Consider the following 23,403-nt stretch of genomic DNA (forward strand, 5'->3'; position numbering starts at 1 on the left):
GCGCCCTCCTGAAAGAGGGCCAATGGTGCCCCGGGCCGCCGATCAGCGCAAGGAGGCGTTCAGCCGCTCGAGCGCCGCGGCGCCCGGGCACAGTTCGGCCGGCCCCAGCGCATTGAGCGGCCGGCCGCTGGTGTTGAGGGCGGTGTGCAGGTCGGTGGCCAGCGGATCGACATACAGCAGTCCGGTGACCACCTCGCCCATTTCCTGGTGGCGCTGCATGTAGGCCATGGCGGCGTGGCGGTCGCCGGGCGTGTAGTCGGGGTGCAGGCTGCGCAGGCGCAGCAGCGTGCCGTCGTGCTGGCGCACGTCCATCACCTCGCCCGGCTCGATGTCGACGGAAATCTCGTCCCGCCCGCTGATGAAGTCGATGCGGCTCACCGCTTCGTTGTGCTCGCGCACGTAGTCGTAGCTCTTGGTGCTGCCGGGATGGTTGTTGAAGGCCACGCAAGGGCTGATCACGTCGATGAACGCCGAACCGCCGTGGCTGATCGCGCCCTTGATGAGCGGTACCAGCTGCGCCTTGTTGCCCGAGAAGCCGCGCCCCACGTAGCTGGCGCCCAGCTGCAGCGCCATGGCCACCAGGTCGACCGGGCTGTCGGTGTTGACCACGCCCTTCTTGCTCTTGGAGCCCTGGTCGGCCGTGGCCGAGAACTGGCCCTTGGTCAGGCCGTAGACGCCGTTGTTCTCCACGATGTAGGCCATGCGCACGCCGCGCCGCATGGCGTGGGCGAACTGGCCCAGGCCGATGGAGGCCGAGTCGCCGTCTCCGGAAACGCCCAGGTACAGCAGGTCGCGGTTGGCGAGGTTGGCGCCGGTCAGCACGCTGGGCATGCGGCCGTGCACTGTGTTGAAGCCGTGCGAGGCCCCCAGGAAGTAGTCCGGCGTCTTGGAACTGCAGCCGATGCCCGAGAGCTTGGCCACGCGATGCGGCTCGATGTCCAGCTCCCAGCAGGCCTCGATGATGGCGGCCGAGATCGAGTCGTGGCCGCAGCCGGCGCACAGCGTGGAGATCTTTCCTTCGTAGTCGCGCCGCGTGTAGCCCACCTTGTTGACGGCCAGCGTCGGATGGCGCAGCCTGGGCTTGGCGAGGTAGGTCATGCCGCCTCCTTCGTCGGATGAACATGCGTGGCGATGGCATGTACGATGAAGCGCGCGGTGATCGGCGTGCCGTCGAAATGCAGCACCCGGATCAGCCGCGCCGGATCGGCATTTAGCTCGTTGACAAGCAGGCTGCGCATCTGCGCGTCGCGGTTCTGCTCGACCACGAACACCTTCTCGTGCTGCGCCACGAACTGCGCCACGCTCTCGGGAAAGGGAAAGGCGCGCAGCCGCATGGCGTCGAGGTGGATGCCCTGCGCTTCGAGCGCATCCAGCGCCTCGTGCATCGACGGGCTGGTCGAGCCGAAATAGATCACGCCCAGCGCGGTCTTGCGGGCCGCGGGCCGCAGCACCGGCTGCGGCACCAGCGTGGCCGCGGTCGCGAACTTCTTCAGCAGCCGCTCCATGTTGTAGATGTAGTCCGGCCCGCGCTCCGAATACCGGGCGTAGGCGTCGCGCGTGGTGCCGCGCGTGAAATAGCTGCCCTTGGTCGGGTGCGTGCCCGGCAGCGTGCGCCAGGGAATGCCGTCGCCGTCCACGTCCTTGTAGCGGCCGAAGTCGCGGCCCGCCTCCAGCTCATCGGCGCTCATGACCTTGCCGCGGTCGTAGGCCTGGCTGTCGTCCCAGGCAAAGGGCTCGCACAGGCGCTGGTTCATGCCGATGTCCAGGTCGGTCATCAGGAACACGGGAGTCTGCAGCCGGTCGGCCAGGTCCAGCGCCGCCGCCGCGTGTGCGAAGCACTCGTGCGGGTCCTCGGGAAACAGCAGCACGTGCTTGGTGTCGCCGTGCGAGGCATAGGCGCAAGCCAGGATGTCGGCCTGCTGCGTGCGCGTGGGCATGCCGGTGGAGGGCCCGCCGCGCTGCACGTTGATCAAGGTGATCGGAATCTCCGCGAAGTAGGCCAGGCCGATGAATTCGGCCATCAGCGAAATGCCGGGCCCCGAGGTCGCGGTGAAGGCGCGCGCGCCGTTCCAGCCCGCGCCGACCACCATGCCGATCGAGGCCAGCTCGTCCTCCGCCTGCACGATGGCGAAGCGGTGCTGGCCGGTGGCCGGGTCCACCCGGAACTTGCTGCAGTACTTCTGGAAGGCCTCGGCCACCGAGGAAGACGGCGTGATCGGGTACCAGGCCGCGACCGTGGCGCCGCCATACACGCAGCCCAGCGCCGCGGCGCTGTTGCCGTCCACGAAGATGCGCCCGCCCACCCGGTCGGCGCGCCGCACCTGCAGCCCCACCGGCTCGCGCAGGTTCTCCCGCGCGAAGTCGCAGCCCAGGTGCAGCGCCTGCACGTTGGAGGCCAGCAGCTTTTCCTTGCCCTTGTACTGCTCGCCGAACAGCTTCTCGACCACCTCGGGCTCGATGCCCAGCAGGACGGCCAACGCGCCCACATAGACGATGTTCTTGAACAGCTGGCGCTGGCGCGGGTCTTGATAGACGGCGTTGCAGATTTCGGTGAGCGGCATGCCGATCACGCGGATGTCGTCGCGAAACCTGGAAGGCGGCAGCGGCCGGGTGCTGTCGTAGAAAAGGTAGCCGCCCGTCGCCAGCTCGGCCACGTCGGCGTCCCAGGTCTGCGGGTTCATCGCCACCATCATGTCGGTGCCGCCGCGCCGACCCAGGTGCCCGTCTTCGGTCACGCGCACCTCGTACCAGGTCGGCAGGCCCTGGATGTTGCTCGGGAAGATGTTGCGCGGGCTCACCGGCACGCCCATGCGCAGGATGGCCTTGGCGAACAGCTCGTTGGCCGAAGCCGAGCCCGAGCCGTTGACGTTGGCGAACTTGATGACGAAGTCGTTGACCGCCTCGATCTGCTGTTGCGTCATGCGGCCACCCCCTGCCCCGCCGGCGTCATCTTCAGCAGGAACTTCTGCATGTCCCATGCGCCCGTGGGGCAGCGCTCGGCGCACAGGCCGCAATGCAGGCAGACGTCTTCGTCCTTGACCATGACGCGCCCCGTCTTGAGCCCGCCCGACACGTACAGGTCCTGCGCCAGGTTCAGCGCTGGTGCCTTGAGCCGGGGCCTGAGTTCGTCTTCTTCCGCGTTGTCGACGAAGTTGATGCAGTCCATCGGGCAGATGTCGACGCAGGCATCGCACTCGATGCAGGCAGCCTCTGTGAACACGGTCTGCACGTCGCAGTTCAGGCAGCGCTCGGCCTCCTTGAAGGCGGTGGCGGCGTCGAAGCCCAGTTCCACCTCCACGCGGATGCTGGCCAGCGCCGTCTCGGCCTTGGCCCACGGCACCTTGTAGCGCAGGTCGTTGGAGGTGTCGTTGTCGTAGCTCCACTCGTGGATGCCCATCTTCTGCGACACCAGGTTGGTCATGGGTGCCGGCCGCACGTAGACCGGCTCGGCGCGCAGCAGCTTGTCGATGGACACCGCCGCCTCGTGGCCGTGGGCGACGGCCGTGATGATGTTCTTCGGCCCGAAGGCCGCATCGCCGCCGAAGAACACGTTCGGCACCGAGGACTGGAAGGTGTTCTTGTCGAGCACCGGCAGGCCCCACTTGTCGAAGTCGATGCCGCAATCGCGCTCGATCCAGGGGAATGCGTTTTGCTGGCCCACCGCCACCAGCACGTCGTCGCATTCGAAGTACGCCTCCGGCTCGCCGGTGGGCACCAGCGAGCGCCGGCCCTCGGCGTCGTACTCGGCGCGCACGATCTCGAAGCGCATGCCCATGAGCTTGCCGTCCTCGTGCACGAAGGCCTTGGGCACATGGAAGTTGATGATCGGGATGCCCTCGTGCGCGGCGTCTTCCTTCTCCCAGGGCGAGGCCTTCATCTCCTCGAAGCCGCTGCGCACGATGACCTTCACGTCGGTGCCGCCCAGGCGGCGCGCCGACCGGCAGCAGTCCATGGCCGTGTTGCCGCCGCCCAGCACGATCACGCGCCGGCCAATGCTGCTGACGTGGCCGAAGGACACGGAGTTCAGCCAGTCGATGCCGATGTGGATGCCGGCCGCGGCTTCCTGCCGCCCCGGCACGTCGAGGTCGCGCCCGCGCGGGGCGCCGCAGCCGACGAAGATCGCATCCCAGTCCTGCGCCATCAGCGCCTTCATCGACGCGATGCGCTCGCCGCCGCAAAACTCCACGCCCAGGTCCAGCACGTAGCCCGTCTCTTCGTCGATGACCGACTCGGGCAGGCGAAAGCGCGGAATCTGCGTGCGGATGAAGCCGCCGGCCTTGGCCTCGCCGTCGAACACCGTCACCTCGTAGCCCAGCGGTGCCAGGTCGCGCGCGACGGTGAGCGAGGCCGGCCCGGCGCCGATGCAGGCGACACGCTTGCCGTTCTTCGGCACGGGCTGGGGCATGCGCGCGCGGACGTCGTCCTTCATGTCGGCCGCCACGCGCTTGAGCCGGCAGATCGCCACCGGCTCCGGCGCCTCGGCGTTGCTTTCTTCCACCCGGCCGCGCCGGCAAGCCGGCTCGCAGGGCCGGTCGCAGGTGCGCCCCAGGATGCCGGGAAAGACGTTGGAGGCCCAGTTGATCATGTAAGCGTCGCCGTAGCGGCGCTGCGCGATCATGCGTATGTATTCGGGGACGGGCGTGTGCGCCGGGCAGGCGTACTGGCAATCGACGACTTTGTGGAAATAGGTCGGGTCGGCAATATTCGTTCGCTGCAACGCATATCTCCTGGCTGTCGCCTGGAGCCCCGGAGGAGCCGGCGAGTGGCTTTTTCGCGAGTATGCGCCGCGCCTGCGCACGCGCGGGCTTGGTGGAATCCCGCAGGAATCTAGGTATTTACCCTTGCGTACCGATACGTAGACACCCGCCGGGCGGCTACGGACGACAGCGCCGCGGCGGCCGGACAGACTCGCCGCAACGGCCTCGCGCGGCTTCGCGGCGGGCCGCAGCCAGAGACAAGGACCCCTTTCCATGACCGCCTTCGCAAGCAGCGCGACCGCCGGCGCCTCCAGCCCCGACGCCATCGCCGACAACAACACCCCCTACACCTTCGAAGAAAAGCGCAAGCGCATCTTCGCCATCTTCGCCGCCTCGTCCGGCAACCTGGTGGAGTGGTTCGACTTCTACGTCTACGCCTTCTGCGCCATCTATTTCGCGCCGGCCTTCTTCCCCAAGTCCGACCCGACGGTGCAGCTGCTGAACACGGCCGGCGTGTTCGCCGCCGGCTTCCTGATGCGCCCGATCGGCGGCTGGCTCTTCGGCCGGCTGGCCGACCGCAAGGGCCGCAAGACCTCGATGGTGACCTCGGTGGTCATGATGTGCGTGGGCTCGCTGGTGATCGCCTGCCTGCCCACCTACGCGCAGATCGGCGCGGCGGCGCCCGCGCTGCTGCTGCTCGCGCGGCTGCTGCAGGGCCTGTCGGTCGGCGGCGAGTACGGCACCACCGCCACCTACATGAGCGAAGTGGCGATGCGCGGACAGCGCGGCTTCTTCTCGTCCTTCCAGTACGTCACGCTGATCGGCGGCCAGTTGCTGGCCGTGGTCGTGGTGGTCGTGCTGCAGCAGGTGCTGGACGAAGCCGAACTGCGCAGCTGGGGCTGGCGCATTCCCTTCGTGCTGGGCGCCGTGGCCGCCATCGTGGCCCTGATGCTGCGCCGCACGCTGACCGAGACAGCCAGCACCAAGACCCGCGCCGCCAAGGGCGCCGGCAGCGTGGCCGAACTGTTCAAGCACCACAAGCGCGCCTTCTTCGTGGTGCTGGGCTACACGGCCGGCGGCTCGCTGATCTTCTACACCTTCACCACCTACATGCAGAAGTACCTGGTGAACTCGGCCGGCATGTCGATCAAGACCGCCAGCAACATCATGACGGCCTGCCTGTTCATCTACATGTGCATGCAGCCGCTGTTCGGCGCGCTGTCGGACCGCATCGGACGCCGCAGCAACATGCTGCTCTTCGGCGCCCTGGGCGTGCTGATGACGGTGCCGGTGCTGACCAGCCTGCAGAGCGTGAGCAGCCCGCTGATGGCCGGCGTGCTCATCACCCTGGCGCTGGCGGTGGTGAGCTTCTACACCTCGATCAGCGGCATCGTGAAGGCCGAGATGTTCCCGCCCGAAGTGCGCGCGCTGGGCGTGGGCCTGTCGTACGCGGTGGGCAATGCCATCTTCGGCGGCAGCGCCGAATACGTGGCGCTCGGACTGAAGTCGATCGGCCACGAGTCGTACTTCTACTGGTACGTGACCGGCATGATGGCCCTGGCATTCCTGGTGAGCCTGCTGCTGCCGAAGCAGGCGACCTACCTGCACAACGACAAGTAGGTTGACGGGCGCCGCTTCGAGGCCCGGCAGGCCGGCTTGGGGGGGGCGAGGCCGCCTCGACCGGCGTCTGGCTGTCCTCTCACACGTTCCGGCCTGCAGGTCCTGGATTGCCGCGAAGCGGATTCAGCGAATGACGAACGCCAGGTTGGCCAACACGTAGCCGACGGGCATGAACACCCCTCCTCCCGCGTATTGCAGCTCAAGCGCGTCCTGTTGCCCCCCGGAAACCGACCCGGCCGTGCCGAGAGTGGTCGAAGCGCGACGCGTGCCGAGCTGGATGGTAGAGCCCGACTTGGCGGCGGCCACCTTCATGCCGTCGGCGCTGCTCGCGACCGCGGTCCAGGCACCGGCGTCGCTGGTCACGCGCCAGGTCCGGCCGATGTCGCTGGACTCGTAAATGCGGCCGCCGCTGGTCGCGGCCACGGCATAGCGGCCGTCGGCGGACGTGGCGATGCCTCGCCAGTCCCGGCTGACGGTCTGCGCATCCCACGTGGTCCCCGAATCGGTGGACACCCAGACGGCGCCCGTGTCGACGGTGGCGTACAGGATGCTGCCGTCGGCAGACGCCGCCGCCGACCACCAGAACTGGCTGCTCGCGCGCGCGGTCCAGCTCACACCGTAGTCGGTCGAGACATACAGCTGGGCGCCATTGGTGGCCGCCACCAGGACCCGGCCATCGGCCGAAGAGGCCACGGCACGCCAGGGCCGGTCCGACTCACGCGCCGTCCAGCTGCTGCCGCCGTCCGAGGAGGTCCAGATCTGCCCCAGGTAGGCGGTCGCGACCAGGCGCGAGCCGTCGGCGGAACTGGCCACCGCGCTCCAGGCTCGGGACGATCCGTCGTTGGACCACGAGTTGCCGCCGTCGGTCGAGCGAAAGAGCGCACCGCCGTTGGTCGAGGCGAGCAGCGCGAGGCCATCGCTGGAAAAAGCGACGCCGCTCCAGGTCTGTCCCGTGAGGCGCAGGCTCCAGGTCGCACCGGAATCGCTCGATGTGTACAGATCGCCGCTGCCGGATGCCGCCGCCAGGCGGGTGGCATCAGCGGACGAGGCCAGGCTGCTCCAGTTGCTGGTGGGCGCCACCGAGCGCCAGTCGAAGTCCGTTCCGCCGGGCAGGCCGCGCGTGTCGATGCGCTGCCCCGCGTTCTGCGCGATGGTCCACCCGCCGCTGCCGACCCCCACCACCTTGATCCAATCGCCCACCGTGGGCGCGGCGGGCAGGGTGAGCGTGACGCCCGTGGTCGAATTCGCCTGATAGCCGGTGTTCGACTCGGTCTGGAAACTCGAGGCCGTGACGTTGACCCAGCGCGTGTCGGCCGGCGCGGCCGCGCACACGAAGGCCGTGGCCGTGACCTCTGCGGCGTCGAGCACGCCGTTGGCGTTCAGGTCCAGCCCGGATTGCACGCGTTGGCCGCCATAGGCGCAGGTGCCGCCCGGTGCTTCGGCGGCGAATGCGAGCAGGCTGTCCCGGCCGCTCGACCCCGCAGCGCCCGTCGCACCCGGCGCGCCGCCGCAGACGTAGGCCGAACTGGTCACCTCCGCGTCCTCGAGCACGTCATTGCGGTTCAGGTCCTTGCCGGCCAGCACCTGCGAGCCGCCCTGCGCGCAGTGGCTTCCGGGGGGTTCGGCCCGCATGCGCACCAGCGTGCTGAGGCCATCCACCCCGGCGGTGGCGTTGCAGATGTACTGCGTGGACGTGACTTCGCTGTCCGCGAGCACGCGATTGCTGTCCGCGTCCAGGCCGGCCTCGACGCGTGCGCCGCCCAAGGTGCAGTTGACGCCGACCGCCTCCGGCTTGACGCGCATCAGCACCGTGGATTCGCCGGATGTGCCGGCGGGCGCAGGCGCGGCGGGCTGCTGCGCGGCGGGGAAGAGGTTCGCAACGTTGCCCGAGCCACCTCCGCCTCCGCCGCAGGCGAACAGTGCGAGAGACCCGGCCAGCGCTGCGGCGAGACGGGCATTGCGAAAGATGCGGCGGTAGGCGAGTGTGGACGAAGACATAGGCAGAGGCGATGAATGGACGAAGACGCGCCATGGCGCCGCGCAGGTGAAACGGAACGCAACCGATTGTAAAAATTGCTGCCGGAAAATGGAATCCCAGAAGGCAAGCAGAGGAACGCGCTTAGGAACAACACTGGTCTTGCGCCCGGTGCGACGTCGAATCTTTGTGGATGAGATACGCGGCACCCGGAGCCGCCCCGCGGCATTGCGCAGTCGTGCCTTACGACGACGGCAAAATGCGACAGGCCGGAGTCGGCCAGAACCAGACGTTCCCATTGCCGGCAGAAACGCATGAACTTCAGGAGGAGCAGGCATGCAGGTTCGCAGCGTTACCACTTCCGATTTCCAAGCCGTACATCACCTGCTCGTGACGAGCGGGTGGGCCCATCGGGTCGGTGATTTAGAAGACCTCGTCCGACTGATTTCGGCGTCGCAACGTGCTGTGGTTGCGATGGCAGACGACGAAATCGTTGGCTTCGCGCGGGCGATAACCGACGGAATTTCCAACGGGTACGTGTCCATGGTCGTCGTCGCAGAGCAGCATCGACGACGAGGCATTGGACAGGCACTTGTCAAAGACCTTATCGGGTCTGAACCGGGCATCACCTGGATGCTCCGGGCCGGAAGAACGGGTGCTGCAGAATTCTTTGCAAAGTTGGGGTTCAGCGCCTCGTCGACTGCCATGGAGCGTGCGCGACGATGACCGCGATGCGGAAGGTAGTCCGACCGTAGAAGGCAGAATGCGGCCACAACCAGCCGTTCGCAGCGTCCGCCAAACCTCGGCCAAATTCGGACTTTTGCGTGCAACTGCGGACGAAGCCCATATGAAGACCCAGTACTGTCACCTCTGCCACAAGGATTGCCGCTGCGAGTCGTGGTACTTCCAAGCTGGAGGTGGCTACGTAAGGTTCTCAGATTACTTGCCTCTTCCTGAAGGCGCAGCTGGGTACCCTCGATCCATGGAATGGTTTTGCCCTGTCCACCTGCCAGCGGCACGGGCTTTGGCATCTAAGCCGTTGAGTGACGCCATGACTTGCTTGAAGCAGGAGTACGGTGCATTCGAACCTCCTCTCTCTTATGGTCCATGTCCAGATCCAGAACTCTGGCTGACATCCATTGGCCAAAATCGATCAAGGGTGTTCAACATCATTCGTCGAGTCACAGGCCGCAGCCCGAGTGAAGTTAAGGCGTTGCTCGAAAACGGCAATTTCAGGATCAAAGCAGGGTGGCCAGTAGACGCGGAGCTCCGACCTATCGCTGAGGCCCTTGAGGCTATTGGTGCGTCGGTGGTTTTGCGTTGCCCTTAGCTGCGGACGTGGTTTCCGATTGGGAGAATGTCTGCTCTCAAGCGAGTCGCAAGATTGCTCAAGGCCCGTTCACGACAGCGGTGCGACCGGCTACAGTCGGCAAAGACCGTTGAACCTTGCGCACCAGCATCGCGTAAACGCCGATCTCTGCCGTGTGATTGGACGTCTGCTTTTGAGGAAACTGAAAGTCGGCTTTGGGTCCGAAGCTCGGATGCCGCGACAGGCTACAGTTGGCCAGAACCGGTCGCGTGCTAGCGGCGCAGAATTTGCGCAAAAGCTGACCTTCGCGGTTGCGCCAACAAGGACCAAACTTGAGCATTAGCCTATTCGTCGAGCGCGTCATCGGGGCTGAGCGGTCAATCTCCCTCGAAGATTGGAGGCGAGTCGTTTCGCAGGAGCCAGAACTTCGTTTTCGCACTGACGCGCACGTTGCGGTCAACCCCATGGCGGGCGACCAGATTCGCCTGCAAGCAGGGGAGGCCGACTCGGAGTTCTTTAGTGGCGGTGATTGGCAACCGTTTCTGCGCCTCGTTCGCGGCAAGCTGGTCACCAAGTACAGGCCCGAGTTCGAGGAGCCAGGAAACGAAGTTCGCAGCAAGCTGGCGGCGGTCGCACGCGCACTGAACGCATCTTTGATGACCGACGTTGATGACGAGCCATTGAACTGGTAGCGACTAACGAAGATCGCTGCGCGGCCAGAACCCGACATTCACTGACGACGCCCAGTTCGCTTGAAAGCTGACGTTCGCGGCGCGCTCACAACAGTGTCTGTTCGGTTGAAGACCCTTGCGCTGAAGCGCGTGCACACCAACTGAAGGCGCGTCAACAATCGACCAACATGAGCTACACAGTGTTTGTGCAGAAGTTTGCCGGCGGAGCGCCGAGCGCGATTCCTTTCGCCTCGGTGGTTTCAATCTTGCAAAGGTACGGTGATGTCGGTGATGTCGGTGATGCCGGCGGTCGCCTGGAATTCACGCCCGCCGGCGATGACCTTTGCGAAGTTGGATTCGTCGGCGGCAGCGAAGTCGAGGGCATCGACTCGGTCAGCTTCGAGCGACCGGCTTCCGGCGGTCGTCTAGCTTCGCTCGTATTCGAACTGCTCGCCCTTCCAGGCATGTGCTACTACGAGTTGGATTGCAGCTACGTTCTCGCGCGAACAGAAATCACGGCCGAACTTCCGCCCGGCCTTGTCGAAATGTGCGAATCGGGAAGTGTCACTGTCATCTCTTCAGCGAGTGAAGTGCCTCTGTGACCGCGGACGGCCAGAAGCGGACGATCCACACGACACTCACGCATGCGACCCGTTACCTTTCTCGTAGACCAGATTGCTGACGACGGCACGGTGTACGGTTCGAACGACTACGTCAACGTGCCACTGGGCACGGTCTACAAAGAGATGATCTTGCAGCGGGTTGTTGGTAAACCACCCCGCTCATTCACCGCGGACCTGGGTGTGATTGAGACGGTAAACCTGCGTTTGGTGAACGTCGAAAATAAGTTCTTCCGAAGCCCGCTCGAAGTCATCCCTGCGGGACACCATGGTGCCTTGACATTAGAAGGCAGCGGGATTTCAGCCTTAAGGAACGCTTTGAAAAATAAGAAGCCGCGCGAATACGTACTTCTTCGTGCAGCCTTGCTCGGCGAAGAGCTAGGGCACGGCACGGCGTGGACTAGTGAGTTCAGTTAACGGTTTAGACGACCGCTCTGGAGCAACCGCAACAGCCGCTTCGGGCCCATTTGAGACATCGGATGTCGCCCAAAGCAGCCGTTAGCAAGCCCAGATCGGTGCGAAAGCGGCACACACGCGCGGATCCAACGGCGGCAAATCGAAATTTGCGACTATTCAACGGCGCGCCGCGCGAAGACCGGATGACGCCAGCAGTGCAGCAAACGAGGGCCCGGAGTTTTTAGCCGCCAAGGTTCACTGGCGTTCCGCACACGCGGCGCGATGCCCAGCGCACCTTGTCTGCGCCCCCTAATGCCCCCAGGCGTGCGACGCCTGCTCGTCCGCCGTCACCCTCACCTGGCTCGCCAGGAACGACGGCGGCAGGCCGAAGTAGCGCTGGAAGGTTCGGCTCATGTGGGCCGCGTCGGTGAAGCCGCTGACCAGCGCCACGTCGGTCAGCGGCCGCTGCGCGGTGAATTGCTGCACCGTGCGGCGCACCTTGGTCCACAGCGCATAGCGCTTGACCGACACGCCCACCTGCTCGGCGAACAGGTGCGTGAGGCGGTCGGGCGACAGGCAGGCCACGGCCGAAAGCTCGCGCAGCTGGATCTTCCCGGCATGCGCACGGATGGCCTGCAGCACGCGGTCGATACGGCGATCGATGGTCATCCCGATCTCGGGGAATTCAGTGATGGCCTCGACCAGCTTCACGCTGAGCGCCTGCAGCCGTTCCTTGCAGAGCTCGCCGCACTGGGCGGGGTCGAAGTCGTCGCGCAGGCGGCCGAAGCGGCGTGCGTCGATCGGCACGATGCCGTGGCCTCCCATGCGCTTGGCAAGCATGCGGTAGGCGCTGGAAGCGGGGTCGAGGTTGAGCGACAGCAGCCCGCAGCCGTCGACGTCGAGCCGGCGCGCGACGTGCGGCGCGACCAGCGCGGCGGTGCAGCGCGTGCGCGTGCCGTCTACCGCCTCCAGCGTGAAGGGATGACCGCTGACCGACGCCAGCAGCGTGGCCGAAGAGCGGGCCGTGAGGCCCGACTGGATGGCGGGCGTGATGTAGAGGAACCTGTCATCCCACAGGTGCAAGAAATTCTGCGAGGCCATGCCGTCTCACTTTTGGTTTGTCTCCAGCGGCGGATTCTCACGCATTGCCACGGCGGCCCGGCCAGGCATCGTGCCCAGCCGCCGGCAGCAGTCCTTCAGTGTGCGGCGGACGATGCATCGGTCTGCACATGCTGGCGCACCGCCTCTAGCAGCAGCGAAGCGAGCCGGCTCGCCGGGGCCTCGGCCCGGGCCTGCGCGCGGTAGAGCACCAGCGATATCTGCGGCAGTGCCGGCAGCGACAGCACCGCCCGGTCGATGGTGCGCACATGCGCGGGCAGCCCGAAAGGGGTGCGCACCGTGAGGCCCAGCCCGGCCGAAGCGGCAGCCCACAGCGCCGACAGGCTGGCACTGGCGAACGCGCGGCGCCACGGCACGCCGGCGCGGTCCAGCGCGGCGATGACGATCTCGCGCAACGGGCACGGCGCGTCGAGCATGATCAGCGGCAACGGCTCCCGGCTCTTGCGCGCGCCCGGGCCGCGGCGCTCGCGCTCGGTCCACCAGGCGGCATCGATCCGGTCGGGCGACCTGGGGCCGATCCACAGCAGCGGCAGCCGCGCCACGCGCTCGGCATAGGGCGACAGGGGCTGGTCACCCGCGTCCCACGCCAGCGCCAGGTCGAGCTGGCCGAGTTCGAGCCGCTCGCGCAGGTCGGCGCTGCGAGCCACGCAGGCCTCGATGCGCACCTTGGGATGGGCCCGCGCGAAGCGTCCCAGCACGGCGGGCAGAAGCGTCTCGCCGAAGTCTTCCTGCAGGCCCAGCCGCACCGCGCCCTGCAGGTCGACGCCGCGCATGGCGGCGCTGGCTTCGTCGTTGAGTTCGAGCATGCGGTGGGCATAAGCGAGCAGCGTCTCGCCGGCATCGGTGAGCTCGAGCCCGCGCCCCACCTTGCGGAAAAGCACGGTGCCCGCCTGCGCCTCCAGCTTCTTGAGCTGCGCGCTCACGGCCGAGGTCGAGCGCCCCAGCTTCTCGGCCGCGCGTGCGTAGCTGCCGAGCGCGACGCCGGTGGAGAAGCTGCGCAGCACGTCGAGATCGAACATCACCTGGGCCATGGGTCTTCCTTTTTTCCTGCGATTTCAATCATCCTGTTTTTTGGGACGATTAGCCGAGTATTTTCTGATTTTCAAAACCTTGGCAACGGCGGACACTGCACCGCAACATGAGCCCCACGACTTCCTCCTCCCCCGCATTCCCGCCCCGCCACCGCTGGAAAGTGCTGTCCGCCGGCGTGGCCGCCAATGCGGCCTTCTCGGTCGCCTTCAGCGGCATCCCGATGACCGCGGTGCTCATGCGCACCGGCTACCGGCTCGACAACGCCACGCTCGGGCTGGTGCTCGGCCTCATGGGGCTGGGCATCGCCGTGAGCGAGCTGCCCTGGGGCCTGCTGACCGACCGCTGGGGCGACCGCCCGGTGCTGCTCACGGGCCTGGGCAGCACCGCCCTCGCGCTGGTGGCGATGGCGCTGTGGGCCGCGCCTGCCGGGGGCCATGTGCCCGGCCTGGGCTGGCTCGGCGCCGGGCTGCTGCTGGTCGGGCTGCTCGGCGGCAGCGTGAACGGCGCCAGCGGCCGCGCGGTGATGACATGGTTCAGCGCCGGCGAGCGCGGTCTGGCGATGAGCATCCGGCAGACCGCCGTGCCGCTGGGCGGCGGCATCGGCGCGCTGGTGCTGCCCTTCGTGGCGCTGCATTTCGGCTTCGCCGCGCTGTACGGTCTGCTGGCCCTGCTGTGCGCGCTGAGCGCCGCGATGAGCTGGGCCTGGGTGCACGAGCCGCCCGTTGCGCCGCGCGGCAAGCCGGGCGCTTCCGAGCCGCCCGCGCCCCGGAGCGGTCCGCTGCGCGACGCGCGCGTGTGGCGCATCGTGGCGGGCATCGGCATCCTCTGCGCGCCGCAGTTCGCGGTGCTTTCCTTCGGCACGGTGTTCCTGCACGACTTCGGCCATGCCAGCTTCGCGGCGATCACCGCCACCATGGTGTTCGTGCAGATCGGCGCGATGGTGATGCGCGTGTGGAGCGGCCGCTGGACCGATCGCCGCCGCAATCGCCCGGCCTACCTGCGCGCCTGCAGCGGCCTCAGCGTGCTGCTGTTCGCCGGCCTGGCGCTGCTGGTGCTGCTCGGCGGCGCGCATGCCGCGGATTCATCGGCGCTGCGCGTCGCGCTGGTCGCGCTGCTGGCCGCGAGCGGCGTGTGCGTCTCGGCCTGGCACGGCGTGGCCTACACCGAACTGGCCACGCTGGCCGGCGCGGCGCGCGCGGGCACGGCCCTGGGCATGGCCAACACCAGCGTGTTCCTGGTGTGCTTCGTCACGCCCTTCTCCATTCCGCACCTGATGGCGCTGCAGGGCTGGCCGCTGGTGTGGCTGGCCGCGAGCGCCTGCGCGCTGGTGGCGATGCCGCTCCTGGTGCCCCGGACCGAGACCGGTGCGGCGCCGGATCAGAACGCCGCGAAGACCGCGTTCAGCCGGTCGACGTAGGCGCGCTTGGCCGTGTCATCGATGAAGCTGCCCTCGAAGCTGTTGGCCGCGAGCTGCCAGGCGTGCCGCACGCCGAGCCCCGTGGCCTCGAAGGTCTGCGTGAAGTTCTGGTTCATGTAGCCGCCGAAGTAGGCCGGATCGTCGGAATTGACAGTCGCCACGAGCCCCGCGTCCAGCAGCGTGCCCAGGTTGTGCTGCGCAAGGTCGGGGAACACGCAGAGCTTGAGGTTCGACAGCGGGCACACGGTCAGCGGAATGCGGTCCTGCGCGAGCCGCTGCATCAGCGCCGGGTCCTTGGCGCTTTGCACGCCGTGGTCGACGCGCTCCACCTTCAGCACGTCGAGCGCGCTCCACACGTAGGCCGGCGGGCCTTCCTCGCCGGCATGCGCGACGAGGTGCAGGCCCAGCTCGCGGCAGCGTGCGAACACGCGCGCGAACTTCTCGGGCGGATGGCCCACTTCGCTCGAGTCCAGGCCGACACCGACGAACTTGTCGCGATACGGCAGCGCCTGCTCCAGCGTCTCGAAGGCTTCTTCCTCGCTCAGGTGGCGCAGGAAGCACATGATGAGCAGCGCGCTCACGCCCAGCTTGGCCTGGGCATCGACGCAGGCGCGGTGCAGGCCGTTGACCACCGTTTCCATCGGCACGCCGCGCGCGGTGTGCGTCTGCGGGTCGAAGAACATTTCGGTGTGCACCACGTTGTCGGCGGCGGCCCGCTCCAGGTAGGCCCAGGCCATGTCGTAGAAGTCCTGCTCCTTCAGCAGCACGCTGGCGCCGGCGTAGTAGATGTCCAGGAAGCTCTGCAGGTTGGTGAAGGCATAGGCGCGGCGCAGCTCTTCCACGCTGGCGTAGGGAATGGACACGCCGTTGCGCTGCGCGAGCGCGAAGATGAGCTCGGGCTCGAGCGAGCCTTCGATGTGCATGTGCAGCTCGGCCTTGGGCATGGCGCGCAGCAGCTCTGGCAGGCGGTCGGTGCCGATGCGGTCGAAGTTCTGGTCGTAGGCGGGGCGGAAATCGGTCATGGTGGGGGACTGCTGCTGCGTTGTGATCCTGCAAAGCATAAAGCCAGCCGCCGCCCGGGCGATGCCCGAAACCGTATGGGCGTCAGTCGATGCTGCGTGCGGAACTCGTCAGCGAGCGTGCGCACAGCAGCAGCGTGGGCGCCAGCTTGCGCACGGCTTCGTCGATGGTCCAGCGGCTGGTCGGCGCCACCACGTGCACCGACGCGACCGGCCGCCCCTGGCTGCCCAGCACGGGCGCGGCGATCGTCATGTCGCCGAGGAACAGCTCCTCGGCATTGGTGGCAAAGCCCTGCAGCCGCGCCTGCCGCAGCGCATCGAGGATGGCGTCGACGTCGGTCAGCGTGTGCATGGTGTGGGCCGTGCGGTCGGACGCCTCGATGAGCGCGCGCGCCTCGTCTTCCGGCAAGGCGCTCAGGAAGGCGCGGCCCGAGGCCGTGCAATACATGGGGATGCGGCTGCCGATGGGCATGTGCACCGGCACGAACTGCGCGCTGACGAAGCGCGCCACGTAGACCATGTCGAGTCCGTCCGGCTCGGTGAGGCAGGAGGTTTCCGTCGTCACCTTGGTCAGCTCCGACAGGAAGGGATTGGCCACGTCGATCAGCGAATTGGCCGCGAGGTAGTTGAAGCCGATTTCCATCACGCGCGGCGTGAGCTGGTAGCGCCGTGTCTTCGCGTGCTTGCGCACGTAGCCCAGCTTCTCGAGCGTGAAGACCATGCGCTGGGCGGAGCTCTTGGTGATGTCGGTGGCCGCGGCCACGTCCGCCAGCGTCATGGTGCGGCGCCGGGCGCTGAAGGCGCGCAGCACGGCCAGGCCCTTCTCCAGCGATTGGTTGAAAAGCAGGCTCTGGCCGTCTTCGGGGGCTGCGTCGGGTGTGGCTTCCATGGATTCGAGTATATCCACGCTCGCCATAAATATCGAATATCGATACTTAAAGATCGACTAGTGGTTTTCATTTATTGATAAGAGATTCAAAAGAATCGATTATTGGCACGCATGTTGCATCGCGAAAGGCACCCATCCTTTCCGTCCACTTTTCCAACTTCTGTCCTTCAAGGAGTGCATCCATGAATCGCATCGTTCGCCGCCTTCACCGCCTGGCCCTGGGTCTCTGCATCGTGGGCGGCGCCTCGCTGGCCGTGGCGCAGGGCGCCGCGCCGACCTACAACGTGGGCGCCACCGCCACCGGCGTGCCCTTCACCTTCCTGGACGTGAAGACCAACAGCATCCAGGGAATGATGGTCGACACCGTCACCGCCGTGGGCAAGGCCGGCGGCTTCAACGTCAACGTGCAGCAGACGGTGTTCTCGGCGCTGATCCCCTCGCTCACCGCCCGCAAGATCGACATCGTCTCGGCCGCCATGCTGAAGACGCCGGCGCGCCAGGAGGTGGTCGACTTCAGCGATCCGGTGTACTCGTACGGCGAGGGCCTGATCGTCAAGGCCGACGACGCCCGTGCGTATGTCTCGCTCGACGAGCTCAAGGGCGAGGTGGTGGGCGCGCAGGTCGGCACCGTCTTTCTCGACATGCTGAACAAGAAGGGCATCTTCAAGGAGGTGCGCAGCTACGACTCGGTGGCCGACATGACGCGCGACCTCTCCCTAGGCCGCATCAAGGCAGGGCTGGGCGACCAGCCCATCATGGCCTACCAGATCCGCCAGAACACCTTTCCGGGCGTGAGGCTGGTCGAGAGCTACAAGCCGGTGAACGTGGGTGACGTGTGCCTGGTGGTGCGCAAGGGCGACACCGAGACGCTGGCTCGCCTCAACAAGGCCATTGCCGCCGTGAAGGCCGACGGCACGCTCGCCAGGATCGTGCAGAAGTGGGGCATCTGAGAGCGCGCTGACCCATGGCTGCTCCCACCTTTCTCCAGAACGCGCAGGACTTCCTGCCGATCCTGCTGCAGGGCGCCGTGGTCACCGTGCAAGTCACGGTGCTGGCCTTCCTGCTGAGCAGCGCGCTCGGCCTTGCGCTCGCGCTGATGAAGTTGTCGCCGGTGCGCGCGCTGTCCTGGGCGGGCTCGGTGATCGTCAACGTGATCCGCGGGCTGCCGATCATCGTGCAGCTCTTCTACATCTACTTCGTGCTGCCGGAGTTCGGCGTGCAGCTCACGGCCTTCCAGGCCGGCGTGATCGGCCTGGGCATCGCCTACTCGGCCTACCAGGCCGAGAACTTCCGCGCCGGCATCGAGGCGGTCGACCCCGGCCAGCGCGAGGCCGCGCAGGCCATGGGCATGCGCTCGGCGCTGATCATGCGGCGCGTGATATTGCCGCAGGCCTTTCGCATCGCGCTGCCGCCCTACGGCAACACGCTGGTGATGATGCTCAAGGATTCCTCGCTGGTCTCGACCATCACGGTGGCCGAGATGACGCGCGCCGGCCAGCTCATCGCTTCGTCGACCTTCCAGAACATGACGGTCTACACGCTGGTCGCCCTGCTCTACCTGCTCATGAGCCTGCCGCTGGTGTACGGCCTGCGCCGGCTCGAGAAGCGCTTCGCCGCCGGGAGAAAACAACCATGATCCACGTCGAGGGACTCGAAAAACGCTTCGGCACGCACCGCGTGCTGCAGGGCGTGAGCCTGCATGTGGACAAGGGCGAGGTGGTCTGCCTCATTGGCCCTTCGGGCTCGGGCAAGTCGACCGTGCTTCGCTGCATCAACGGCCTCGAGTCGTACGAGGGCGGCGTGGTGCGCGCCTTCGGCGAGCGCGTGGACCGCACCGCGCCCACCATCCACCGGCTGCGCAGCCGCATGGGCATGGTGTTCCAGCGCTTCAACCTGTTCCCGCACCGCACGGTGCTGGAGAACGTGATGGAAGGCCCGGTCCACGTGCTGCGCCAGAACGCGGCGCAGGCGCGCGAAGAAGCGCTGGCGCTGCTGGCCAAGGTGGGGCTGGCCGAGAAGGCGCAGGCGTATCCGGCGCAGCTCTCGGGCGGCCAGCAGCAGCGCGTGGCCATCGCCCGCGCACTGGCCATGAAGCCCGAGGCCATGCTGTTCGACGAGCCCACCTCGGCGCTCGACCCCGAACTGGTCGGCGACGTGCTCGGCGTGATGCGCGCGCTGGCCGACGAGGGCATGACGATGATCGTCGTCACGCACGAGATGGGCTTTGCGCGCGAAGTGGCCGACCGCGTGTGCTTCCTGCACAGCGGCAGCATCGTCGAGGAGGGCCCGTCCGCGCAGGTGCTGGGCGCGCCACGCCAGGCGCGCACGCAAGACTTCCTGCGCCGCGTGCTGCATCCGTCTGGTGCCATCGGGGCCACCGAGGTGCGCGCATGAGCGCTCGCGCGTTGCCTCCTTCACTCTGGGCCGACACCGCGCCGCCCGCTGCGCCGACGCCGCCGCTGGCCGAATCGCGCAAGACCGACGTGCTGATCGTCGGCGGCGGCTTCACCGGCCTCTCGGCTGCGCTGCATCTGGCCGAGGCCGGCGTGCAGGCCTGCGTGCTCGAGGCGCACGAGCCCGGCTGGGGTGCGTCGGGGCGCAACGGCGGGCAGGTCAATCCCTCGCTCAAGCACGACCCCGACGAGCTGGTGCGCATCCATGGCCAGGAGCGCGCCGCACGGCTGATCGATGCGGTCTCGTCATCGGCCGACCTCGTGTTCGACCTCATCGCACGCCACGGCATCGACTGCCAGCCGGTGCGCAACGGCTGGCTGCAGGTGGCGTACGCGCAGAAGGACGTGGCCGCGCTGCATGCGCGCGCCGCGCAGTGGGCCAGGCGCGGCGTCAACACCCAGCAGCTCGACCGCGCCGCCGTCAGCGCGCGGCTCGGCACCAAAGCCTTTGCGGGCGGCTGGCTCGACGGCCGCGCCGGCAGCATCCAGCCGCTGGCGTACACGCGCGGGCTGGTGCGTGCCGCACAGGCCGCAGGTGCCCGCGTGCACGGCGGCACCGAGGTCACGGCGCTGGAGCGCCGCGGCACGCACTGGCATGCGAGCACGTCGACCGGCGCCAGCATCACCGCCGACCAGGTGCTGATGGCCACCAACGGCTACACCGGCGCGCTGTGGCCGATGCTGTCGCGCACCGTGCTGGCCGCCAACAGCTTCATCGTTGCCACCGAACCGCTCAAGGGCGCCGCGGCCGACGCCATCCTGCCCGGCGGCGAAACCGCATCGACCTCGCAGCGACTGCTGCTCTACTTCCGCAAGGACGCGCAGGGCCGTCTGCTGATGGGCGGTCGCGGCCACTTCGCCGACCCGGCCGGGCCCGCGGATTTCGCGCACCTCGAACGTTCGCTCGAACTGCTGTTTCCCCAACTGGGGCTGCTGCGCTACGAGTACCGCTGGGCCGGGCGCATCGCGGTCACGCGCGATTTCATGCCGCATGTGCACACCCCGGCGCCGGGCGTGACGATCGCGCTGGGCTACAACGGGCGGGGCATTGCACTGGCCACGAGCATGGGCAAGCACCTGGCTGCCCGGCTCATCGACGCGGGTGCGGACTTCCCGTACCCGGTGACGCCGATCCGGCCGATTCCGCTGCACGGTCTGCAACGCTTCTACGTGGCGGGCGGGGTGGCCTGGTACAGCCTGCTCGACCGGCTGGCCTGAAGGCGAGTCGCCTACGCGCGCGTGCCGCCTTGCCATGCGGCGCGTGCGTGCGTCAAATGGCGGGCGTCAACCACAACAGCCCCAGGAGACCCATGCCGATCGACACACTCGCCACCTGGCACCGCCTCGTCAAGGAACGCGACGCGGCGGGGCTCGACGCCCTGCTCGACGACGAGGCCGTCTTTCATTCGCCGGTGGTGCACAAGCCCCAGGTGGGCAAGGCCATCACGCAGAAATACCTGGCCGCGGCGTTCCAGGTGTTCTTCAACGAGAGCTTCCGCTACGTGCGCGAGCTCCAGTCCGCGAACGACGCGGTGCTCGAGTTCACGCTGGAGCTGGACGGCATCCAGGTCAACGGCGTCGACATGATCAAGTGGAACGACGCCGGCCGGATCACCGAGTTCAAGGTGATGCTGCGACCGCTGAAGGCGGTGAACCTGATCCACCAGAAGATGGGCGCGCAGCTGCAGGCGGCGCAGGCCTGAACGAACCGGCCGCGCCGGTCACACCCCGTAGTAGGTCGCGGGAGACTTGCTCAGGAAGGGGCTCTCGTTGCCGAAGATGACCGGCGTGCCGGAGTCGAGCCATTCAAGATACCTGGACGCGATGTGCTGCAGGCAATTGACCTGGGAGGCGACCTTCATCAACTCGCCGGGAACCTCGGCCTCGCTGCTGACGTCGAGCGTGTCCGCGTGATGGCCCAGGCATGCCAGCTGCGAGGCCGCGCAGATTCGCTCCAGCGCCTCGGAGCAGGCAATGATCATCTCGTGCACAGGGGCGGATATGACCTTGGCTGTCCGGAGTTCGTGGGCCTGGGCGCGCACGCCAATGGCATCGATGCCGTTGTATCTGGCGAGGCCGTTCACGCACAGCGCCAGCGGCCGGGCGAGGTCTCTTTCGAGGTCCATCGCCACCAGGCCGCCGAAGCTTCCCGGCAGCCTCGATGGCTGGCAGTCATGAAAACACGCCTTCAGGTCCGACAGGCCCTGGGCTCTGAGGTCTGGTGACGCCGCGTTCTTCAGGAGATCGCCCAGCTCCGCGAGGAGTTCGCGGTTGCCGAAGGCCACCTGCGCATTCAGCAGCGGATGAATCAGCCGGTCCATGTTCCTCTGCACGATGAGGTTGCGGATCTCCGCGGGTCCATCGCAGAGCGTGACCGGGTCGATGCCGGCGGGATCGCCCGCCCTCCCCGCCGGATCGTGCGGCACCGTGGCCAGCAGCTTTTTCCTGAACACCCTCCCCACAGCCTTCATCCGCACGGCGGCGGACGGGTCCTTCAGGATGACGAAGCATTCGATGTCGGACACCGGGGCCGCATCCAGGCGGGCCAGGGAACCGGCCACGCAGAACGCGAGCGAATCCGGGCTCGGCGGCCTGCCGATCGCGTCGACATAGAGCGAGGCCAGGAACCATCGGGTCATCACCGACCGCGCCTGGGCAGGCTCCGCGGTTTCCGGGCGCTGCAATACCGGACTGTGCGATTCCACCTGGACGGCGCGCACCTGAAGCCGGGCAGGATCGAAATGCGTGTTGCGATCCTCCTTGCGGCACCAGGGGCAGACGGGAGCCATGGCCTGCCCGGTCGTGGCATCAGGGCTGTACAGGTCCCTGGGCCCGGGGCACCTCGGGAAAATTTGCCTCATGTTCTGAGGAGCCAGGCATCCCATCGAATATGTCCTCCAGCAGCAATCGGATCTCAGGCCGCGTGGTTGGTCACCACGCGCAGGCTGGCGTCCTGGCGGTAGGCCTGCACGCACATCCGCCCCAGTTCGACGAGAAAGCGCAGCACCGCCGGCTGGCCCACGCACTCCGGCGTCACCGCCATGATGTCCTTGCGGAACTCCATCAGCTGCACGCCCGAGACGTCCATCTCGGCGGACGAGCCGTAGTAGTGCTTCCAGAAGTCCTGCAGCAGCCCGCGCTTGACTTCGTCGATGACCAGCGTGTAGCCGCTCTCCCAGACACGCTCTTCCATCGGCAGGCAGGTCACCCGCGGATCCTCGAGGCGAGCGCCCGGGGGCACGAGCAGCACGCGCCGCACGTCCATGCTCATCGCGCCCTCCCCGGCGCGCCGGGCAGGCGGGTCGTCGGCGTGGCGCCGCGCATTGAAGAACGCGGTGTTCTTTTCACGGTCGTCCTCCGCGAAATCCGGTGTCGGCCTCGAAACGTTGGCGCTGGCGATATGCATTTCGCTTTCCTCCTCACTCAAATGGACAGCAGCCGCAGGCGCTGCTCGTTGGCCCGGGCAAGGGAGATCGGCCGGGTCCAGCTGCCGTCGGCATGCAGCGTGGTCGTCAGCGCATGGACGCCGGCCGGAAACGACAGCTCCAGCGGGTTGTTGATTGTGCTGACATCGATGACATCGCCTTGCTGGTAGTCGCCGTAGGCAATGAAGTACCGGGGGCGTGGCGAGAAGGCCAGGTTCTGGTTCGGACGGGCCTGCACCGCATAGACCGTGCTGCCGGACATGGTCACGCCGACGCAGGCCTGTGAGCGGGCCGGGATGTTGGCGGTCTCGGCGAGGTAGAAGCGCGCGGGATCGGCGCCCCAGCTGGGGTTGGCGAACCGGTAGATGCCGTCCTCGCAGTCCAGCGAGATCCTGTTGCTGCCGCCGCTCGGCTCGCAGGTTTCGGCCGGAGCGAACTGGATGCCGGGCTGCAGCTCGCCGGTTTCAGCCCAGGAGAAACCGGTGTCGGTCGTCCATTCGAAGCGGGTCCGCGCGTTCTGCCCGGGGTTCGAATACTTGGCGAACCAGGCGAGCGACAAGGCGTTGGGCGCCCACTGGGTCGGGTCGCTCTGGAACACCATGAAGTAAGCCGAATGGCTTGCGTGGTTGTCGACCGTGACGGAATAGATCTTTCCCATGACTCTCTGAAGAAGTGACTGAATCAGCCAATGCGCGCCGCAGGGGCGGCATTGCACTGGAAGTCACTCTAGGGAGAGCGGGATAGAAATGAAATTACAACCG

General features: G+C 67.1%; 22 protein-coding genes. 11 read left to right on the plus strand and 11 right to left on the minus strand.

Going from position 1 to position 23,403, the window contains the following annotated elements; all coding sequences use genetic code 11:
• Positions 1-42: 42 nt before the first annotated feature.
• The 3 genes from WIX39_RS29780 to WIX39_RS29790 are packed head-to-tail and all read right to left on the minus strand — an operon-like array spanning position 43 to position 4,717.
• Positions 43-1,098 (minus strand): 2-oxoacid:ferredoxin oxidoreductase subunit beta, encoded by a 1,056-nt coding sequence (locus tag WIX39_RS29780; RefSeq protein ID WP_409196727.1) that lies wholly within the window; start codon positions 1,096-1,098, stop codon positions 43-45.
• On the minus strand, positions 1,095-2,921 hold the full coding sequence (locus WIX39_RS29785) for a 2-oxoacid:acceptor oxidoreductase subunit alpha (RefSeq protein WP_409196728.1): 1,827 nt from the start codon (positions 2,919-2,921) through the stop codon (positions 1,095-1,097). Before WIX39_RS29785 ends, WIX39_RS29780 begins: the two co-directional genes overlap by 4 nt.
• Positions 2,918-4,717, minus strand: coding sequence for an FAD-dependent oxidoreductase (locus WIX39_RS29790; RefSeq protein ID WP_409196729.1), 1,800 nt, complete (start codon positions 4,715-4,717; stop codon positions 2,918-2,920). The genes WIX39_RS29785 and WIX39_RS29790 overlap by 4 nt, the downstream gene beginning before the upstream one ends.
• Before the next feature lie 253 nt (positions 4,718-4,970).
• On the opposite strand from WIX39_RS29790, the gene WIX39_RS29795 reads away from it, so the two are divergent.
• Positions 4,971-6,317: an MFS family transporter gene (locus WIX39_RS29795; RefSeq protein WP_409196730.1), complete on the plus strand. Its 1,347-nt coding sequence runs from the start codon at positions 4,971-4,973 to the stop codon at positions 6,315-6,317.
• 123 nt (positions 6,318-6,440) lie between these two features.
• Here the strand turns inward: WIX39_RS29795 and WIX39_RS29800 are convergent, their stop codons facing one another.
• Positions 6,441-8,315 carry a WD40/YVTN/BNR-like repeat-containing protein gene (locus tag WIX39_RS29800; protein WP_409196731.1) on the minus strand — a complete coding sequence of 625 codons (1,875 nt, stop codon included), beginning with the start codon at positions 8,313-8,315 and terminating at the stop codon, positions 6,441-6,443.
• Positions 8,316-8,628: 313 nt separating this feature from the next.
• On the opposite strand from WIX39_RS29800, the gene WIX39_RS29805 reads away from it, so the two are divergent.
• The 4 genes from WIX39_RS29805 to WIX39_RS29820 all read left to right on the plus strand — a co-directional run bounded on the left by WIX39_RS29805 (position 8,629) and on the right by WIX39_RS29820 (position 11,309).
• On the plus strand, positions 8,629-9,018 hold the full coding sequence (locus WIX39_RS29805; RefSeq protein ID WP_409196732.1) for a GNAT family N-acetyltransferase: 390 nt from the start codon (positions 8,629-8,631) through the stop codon (positions 9,016-9,018).
• Between the two features lie 915 nt (positions 9,019-9,933).
• A complete protein-coding gene (locus WIX39_RS29810) occupies positions 9,934-10,293 on the plus strand; it encodes a hypothetical protein (RefSeq protein ID WP_409196733.1) in 360 nt (119 codons plus the stop codon).
• 167 nt (positions 10,294-10,460) lie between these two features.
• The gene (locus WIX39_RS29815) at positions 10,461-10,874 is read left to right on the plus strand and encodes a hypothetical protein (protein ID WP_409196734.1); all 414 of its coding nucleotides are present in this window, start codon (positions 10,461-10,463) and stop codon (positions 10,872-10,874) included.
• A gap of 42 nt (positions 10,875-10,916) precedes the next feature.
• Complete coding sequence (locus WIX39_RS29820) at positions 10,917-11,309, plus strand: hypothetical protein (RefSeq protein ID WP_409196735.1); 393 nt, start codon at positions 10,917-10,919, stop codon at positions 11,307-11,309.
• A gap of 288 nt (positions 11,310-11,597) precedes the next feature.
• On the opposite strand, the gene WIX39_RS29825 is transcribed toward WIX39_RS29820, so the two are convergent.
• Complete coding sequence (locus WIX39_RS29825; protein ID WP_409196736.1) at positions 11,598-12,389, minus strand: helix-turn-helix domain-containing protein; 792 nt, start codon at positions 12,387-12,389, stop codon at positions 11,598-11,600.
• Positions 12,390-12,484: 95 nt separating this feature from the next.
• The gene (locus WIX39_RS29830) at positions 12,485-13,438 is read right to left on the minus strand and encodes a LysR substrate-binding domain-containing protein (RefSeq protein WP_106938139.1); all 954 of its coding nucleotides are present in this window, start codon (positions 13,436-13,438) and stop codon (positions 12,485-12,487) included.
• A 107-nt stretch (positions 13,439-13,545) separates the two neighbouring features.
• Between WIX39_RS29830 and WIX39_RS29835 the strand changes: the two genes are divergently transcribed.
• Positions 13,546-14,856 carry an MFS transporter gene (locus WIX39_RS29835; RefSeq protein WP_409196737.1) on the plus strand — a complete coding sequence of 437 codons (1,311 nt, stop codon included), beginning with the start codon at positions 13,546-13,548 and terminating at the stop codon, positions 14,854-14,856.
• On the opposite strand, the gene WIX39_RS29840 is transcribed toward WIX39_RS29835, so the two are convergent.
• Together WIX39_RS29840 and WIX39_RS29845 are read right to left on the minus strand one after the other, a co-directional pair.
• A complete protein-coding gene (locus WIX39_RS29840; protein WP_409196738.1) occupies positions 14,817-15,878 on the minus strand; it encodes an adenosine deaminase in 1,062 nt (353 codons plus the stop codon). The genes WIX39_RS29835 and WIX39_RS29840 overlap by 40 nt on opposite strands.
• An 82-nt stretch (positions 15,879-15,960) precedes the next feature.
• Positions 15,961-16,764 (minus strand): IclR family transcriptional regulator, encoded by an 804-nt coding sequence (locus WIX39_RS29845; protein WP_081268944.1) that lies wholly within the window; start codon positions 16,762-16,764, stop codon positions 15,961-15,963.
• 182 nt (positions 16,765-16,946) lie between these two features.
• Between WIX39_RS29845 and WIX39_RS29850 the strand changes: the two genes are divergently transcribed.
• The 5 genes from WIX39_RS29850 (at position 16,947) to WIX39_RS29870 (ending at position 20,920) form a co-directional block, all read left to right on the plus strand.
• Complete coding sequence (locus WIX39_RS29850; RefSeq protein ID WP_409196739.1) at positions 16,947-17,714, plus strand: ABC transporter substrate-binding protein; 768 nt, start codon at positions 16,947-16,949, stop codon at positions 17,712-17,714.
• 14 nt (positions 17,715-17,728) lie between these two features.
• Entirely contained in the window at positions 17,729-18,400 is a 672-nt protein-coding gene (ehuD, locus tag WIX39_RS29855; protein ID WP_081268946.1) for an ectoine/hydroxyectoine ABC transporter permease subunit EhuD, read from the plus strand.
• Complete coding sequence (locus WIX39_RS29860; protein WP_081268947.1) at positions 18,397-19,158, plus strand: amino acid ABC transporter ATP-binding protein; 762 nt, start codon at positions 18,397-18,399, stop codon at positions 19,156-19,158. The genes ehuD and WIX39_RS29860 overlap by 4 nt, the downstream gene beginning before the upstream one ends.
• Positions 19,155-20,435 carry an NAD(P)/FAD-dependent oxidoreductase gene (locus WIX39_RS29865; protein ID WP_409196740.1) on the plus strand — a complete coding sequence of 427 codons (1,281 nt, stop codon included), beginning with the start codon at positions 19,155-19,157 and terminating at the stop codon, positions 20,433-20,435. Before WIX39_RS29860 ends, WIX39_RS29865 begins: the two co-directional genes overlap by 4 nt.
• A gap of 92 nt (positions 20,436-20,527) precedes the next feature.
• On the plus strand, positions 20,528-20,920 hold the full coding sequence (locus tag WIX39_RS29870; protein ID WP_409196741.1) for a nuclear transport factor 2 family protein: 393 nt from the start codon (positions 20,528-20,530) through the stop codon (positions 20,918-20,920).
• Between the two features lie 18 nt (positions 20,921-20,938).
• Here the strand turns inward: WIX39_RS29870 and WIX39_RS29875 are convergent, their stop codons facing one another.
• The 3 genes from WIX39_RS29875 to WIX39_RS29885 form a co-directional block, all read right to left on the minus strand.
• The gene (locus tag WIX39_RS29875) at positions 20,939-22,006 is read right to left on the minus strand and encodes a hypothetical protein (RefSeq protein ID WP_409196742.1); all 1,068 of its coding nucleotides are present in this window, start codon (positions 22,004-22,006) and stop codon (positions 20,939-20,941) included.
• A 125-nt stretch (positions 22,007-22,131) separates the two neighbouring features.
• Positions 22,132-22,623, minus strand: coding sequence for a hypothetical protein (locus WIX39_RS29880; RefSeq protein WP_234383041.1), 492 nt, complete (start codon positions 22,621-22,623; stop codon positions 22,132-22,134).
• A gap of 17 nt (positions 22,624-22,640) precedes the next feature.
• Positions 22,641-23,300, minus strand: coding sequence for a hypothetical protein (locus WIX39_RS29885; RefSeq protein ID WP_409196743.1), 660 nt, complete (start codon positions 23,298-23,300; stop codon positions 22,641-22,643).
• Positions 23,301-23,403 lie beyond the last annotated feature (103 nt).

This window comes from Variovorax sp. AB1(2024), from assembly GCF_037482385.2.
Taxonomy (GTDB): Bacteria; Pseudomonadota; Gammaproteobacteria; order Burkholderiales; family Burkholderiaceae_C; genus Variovorax.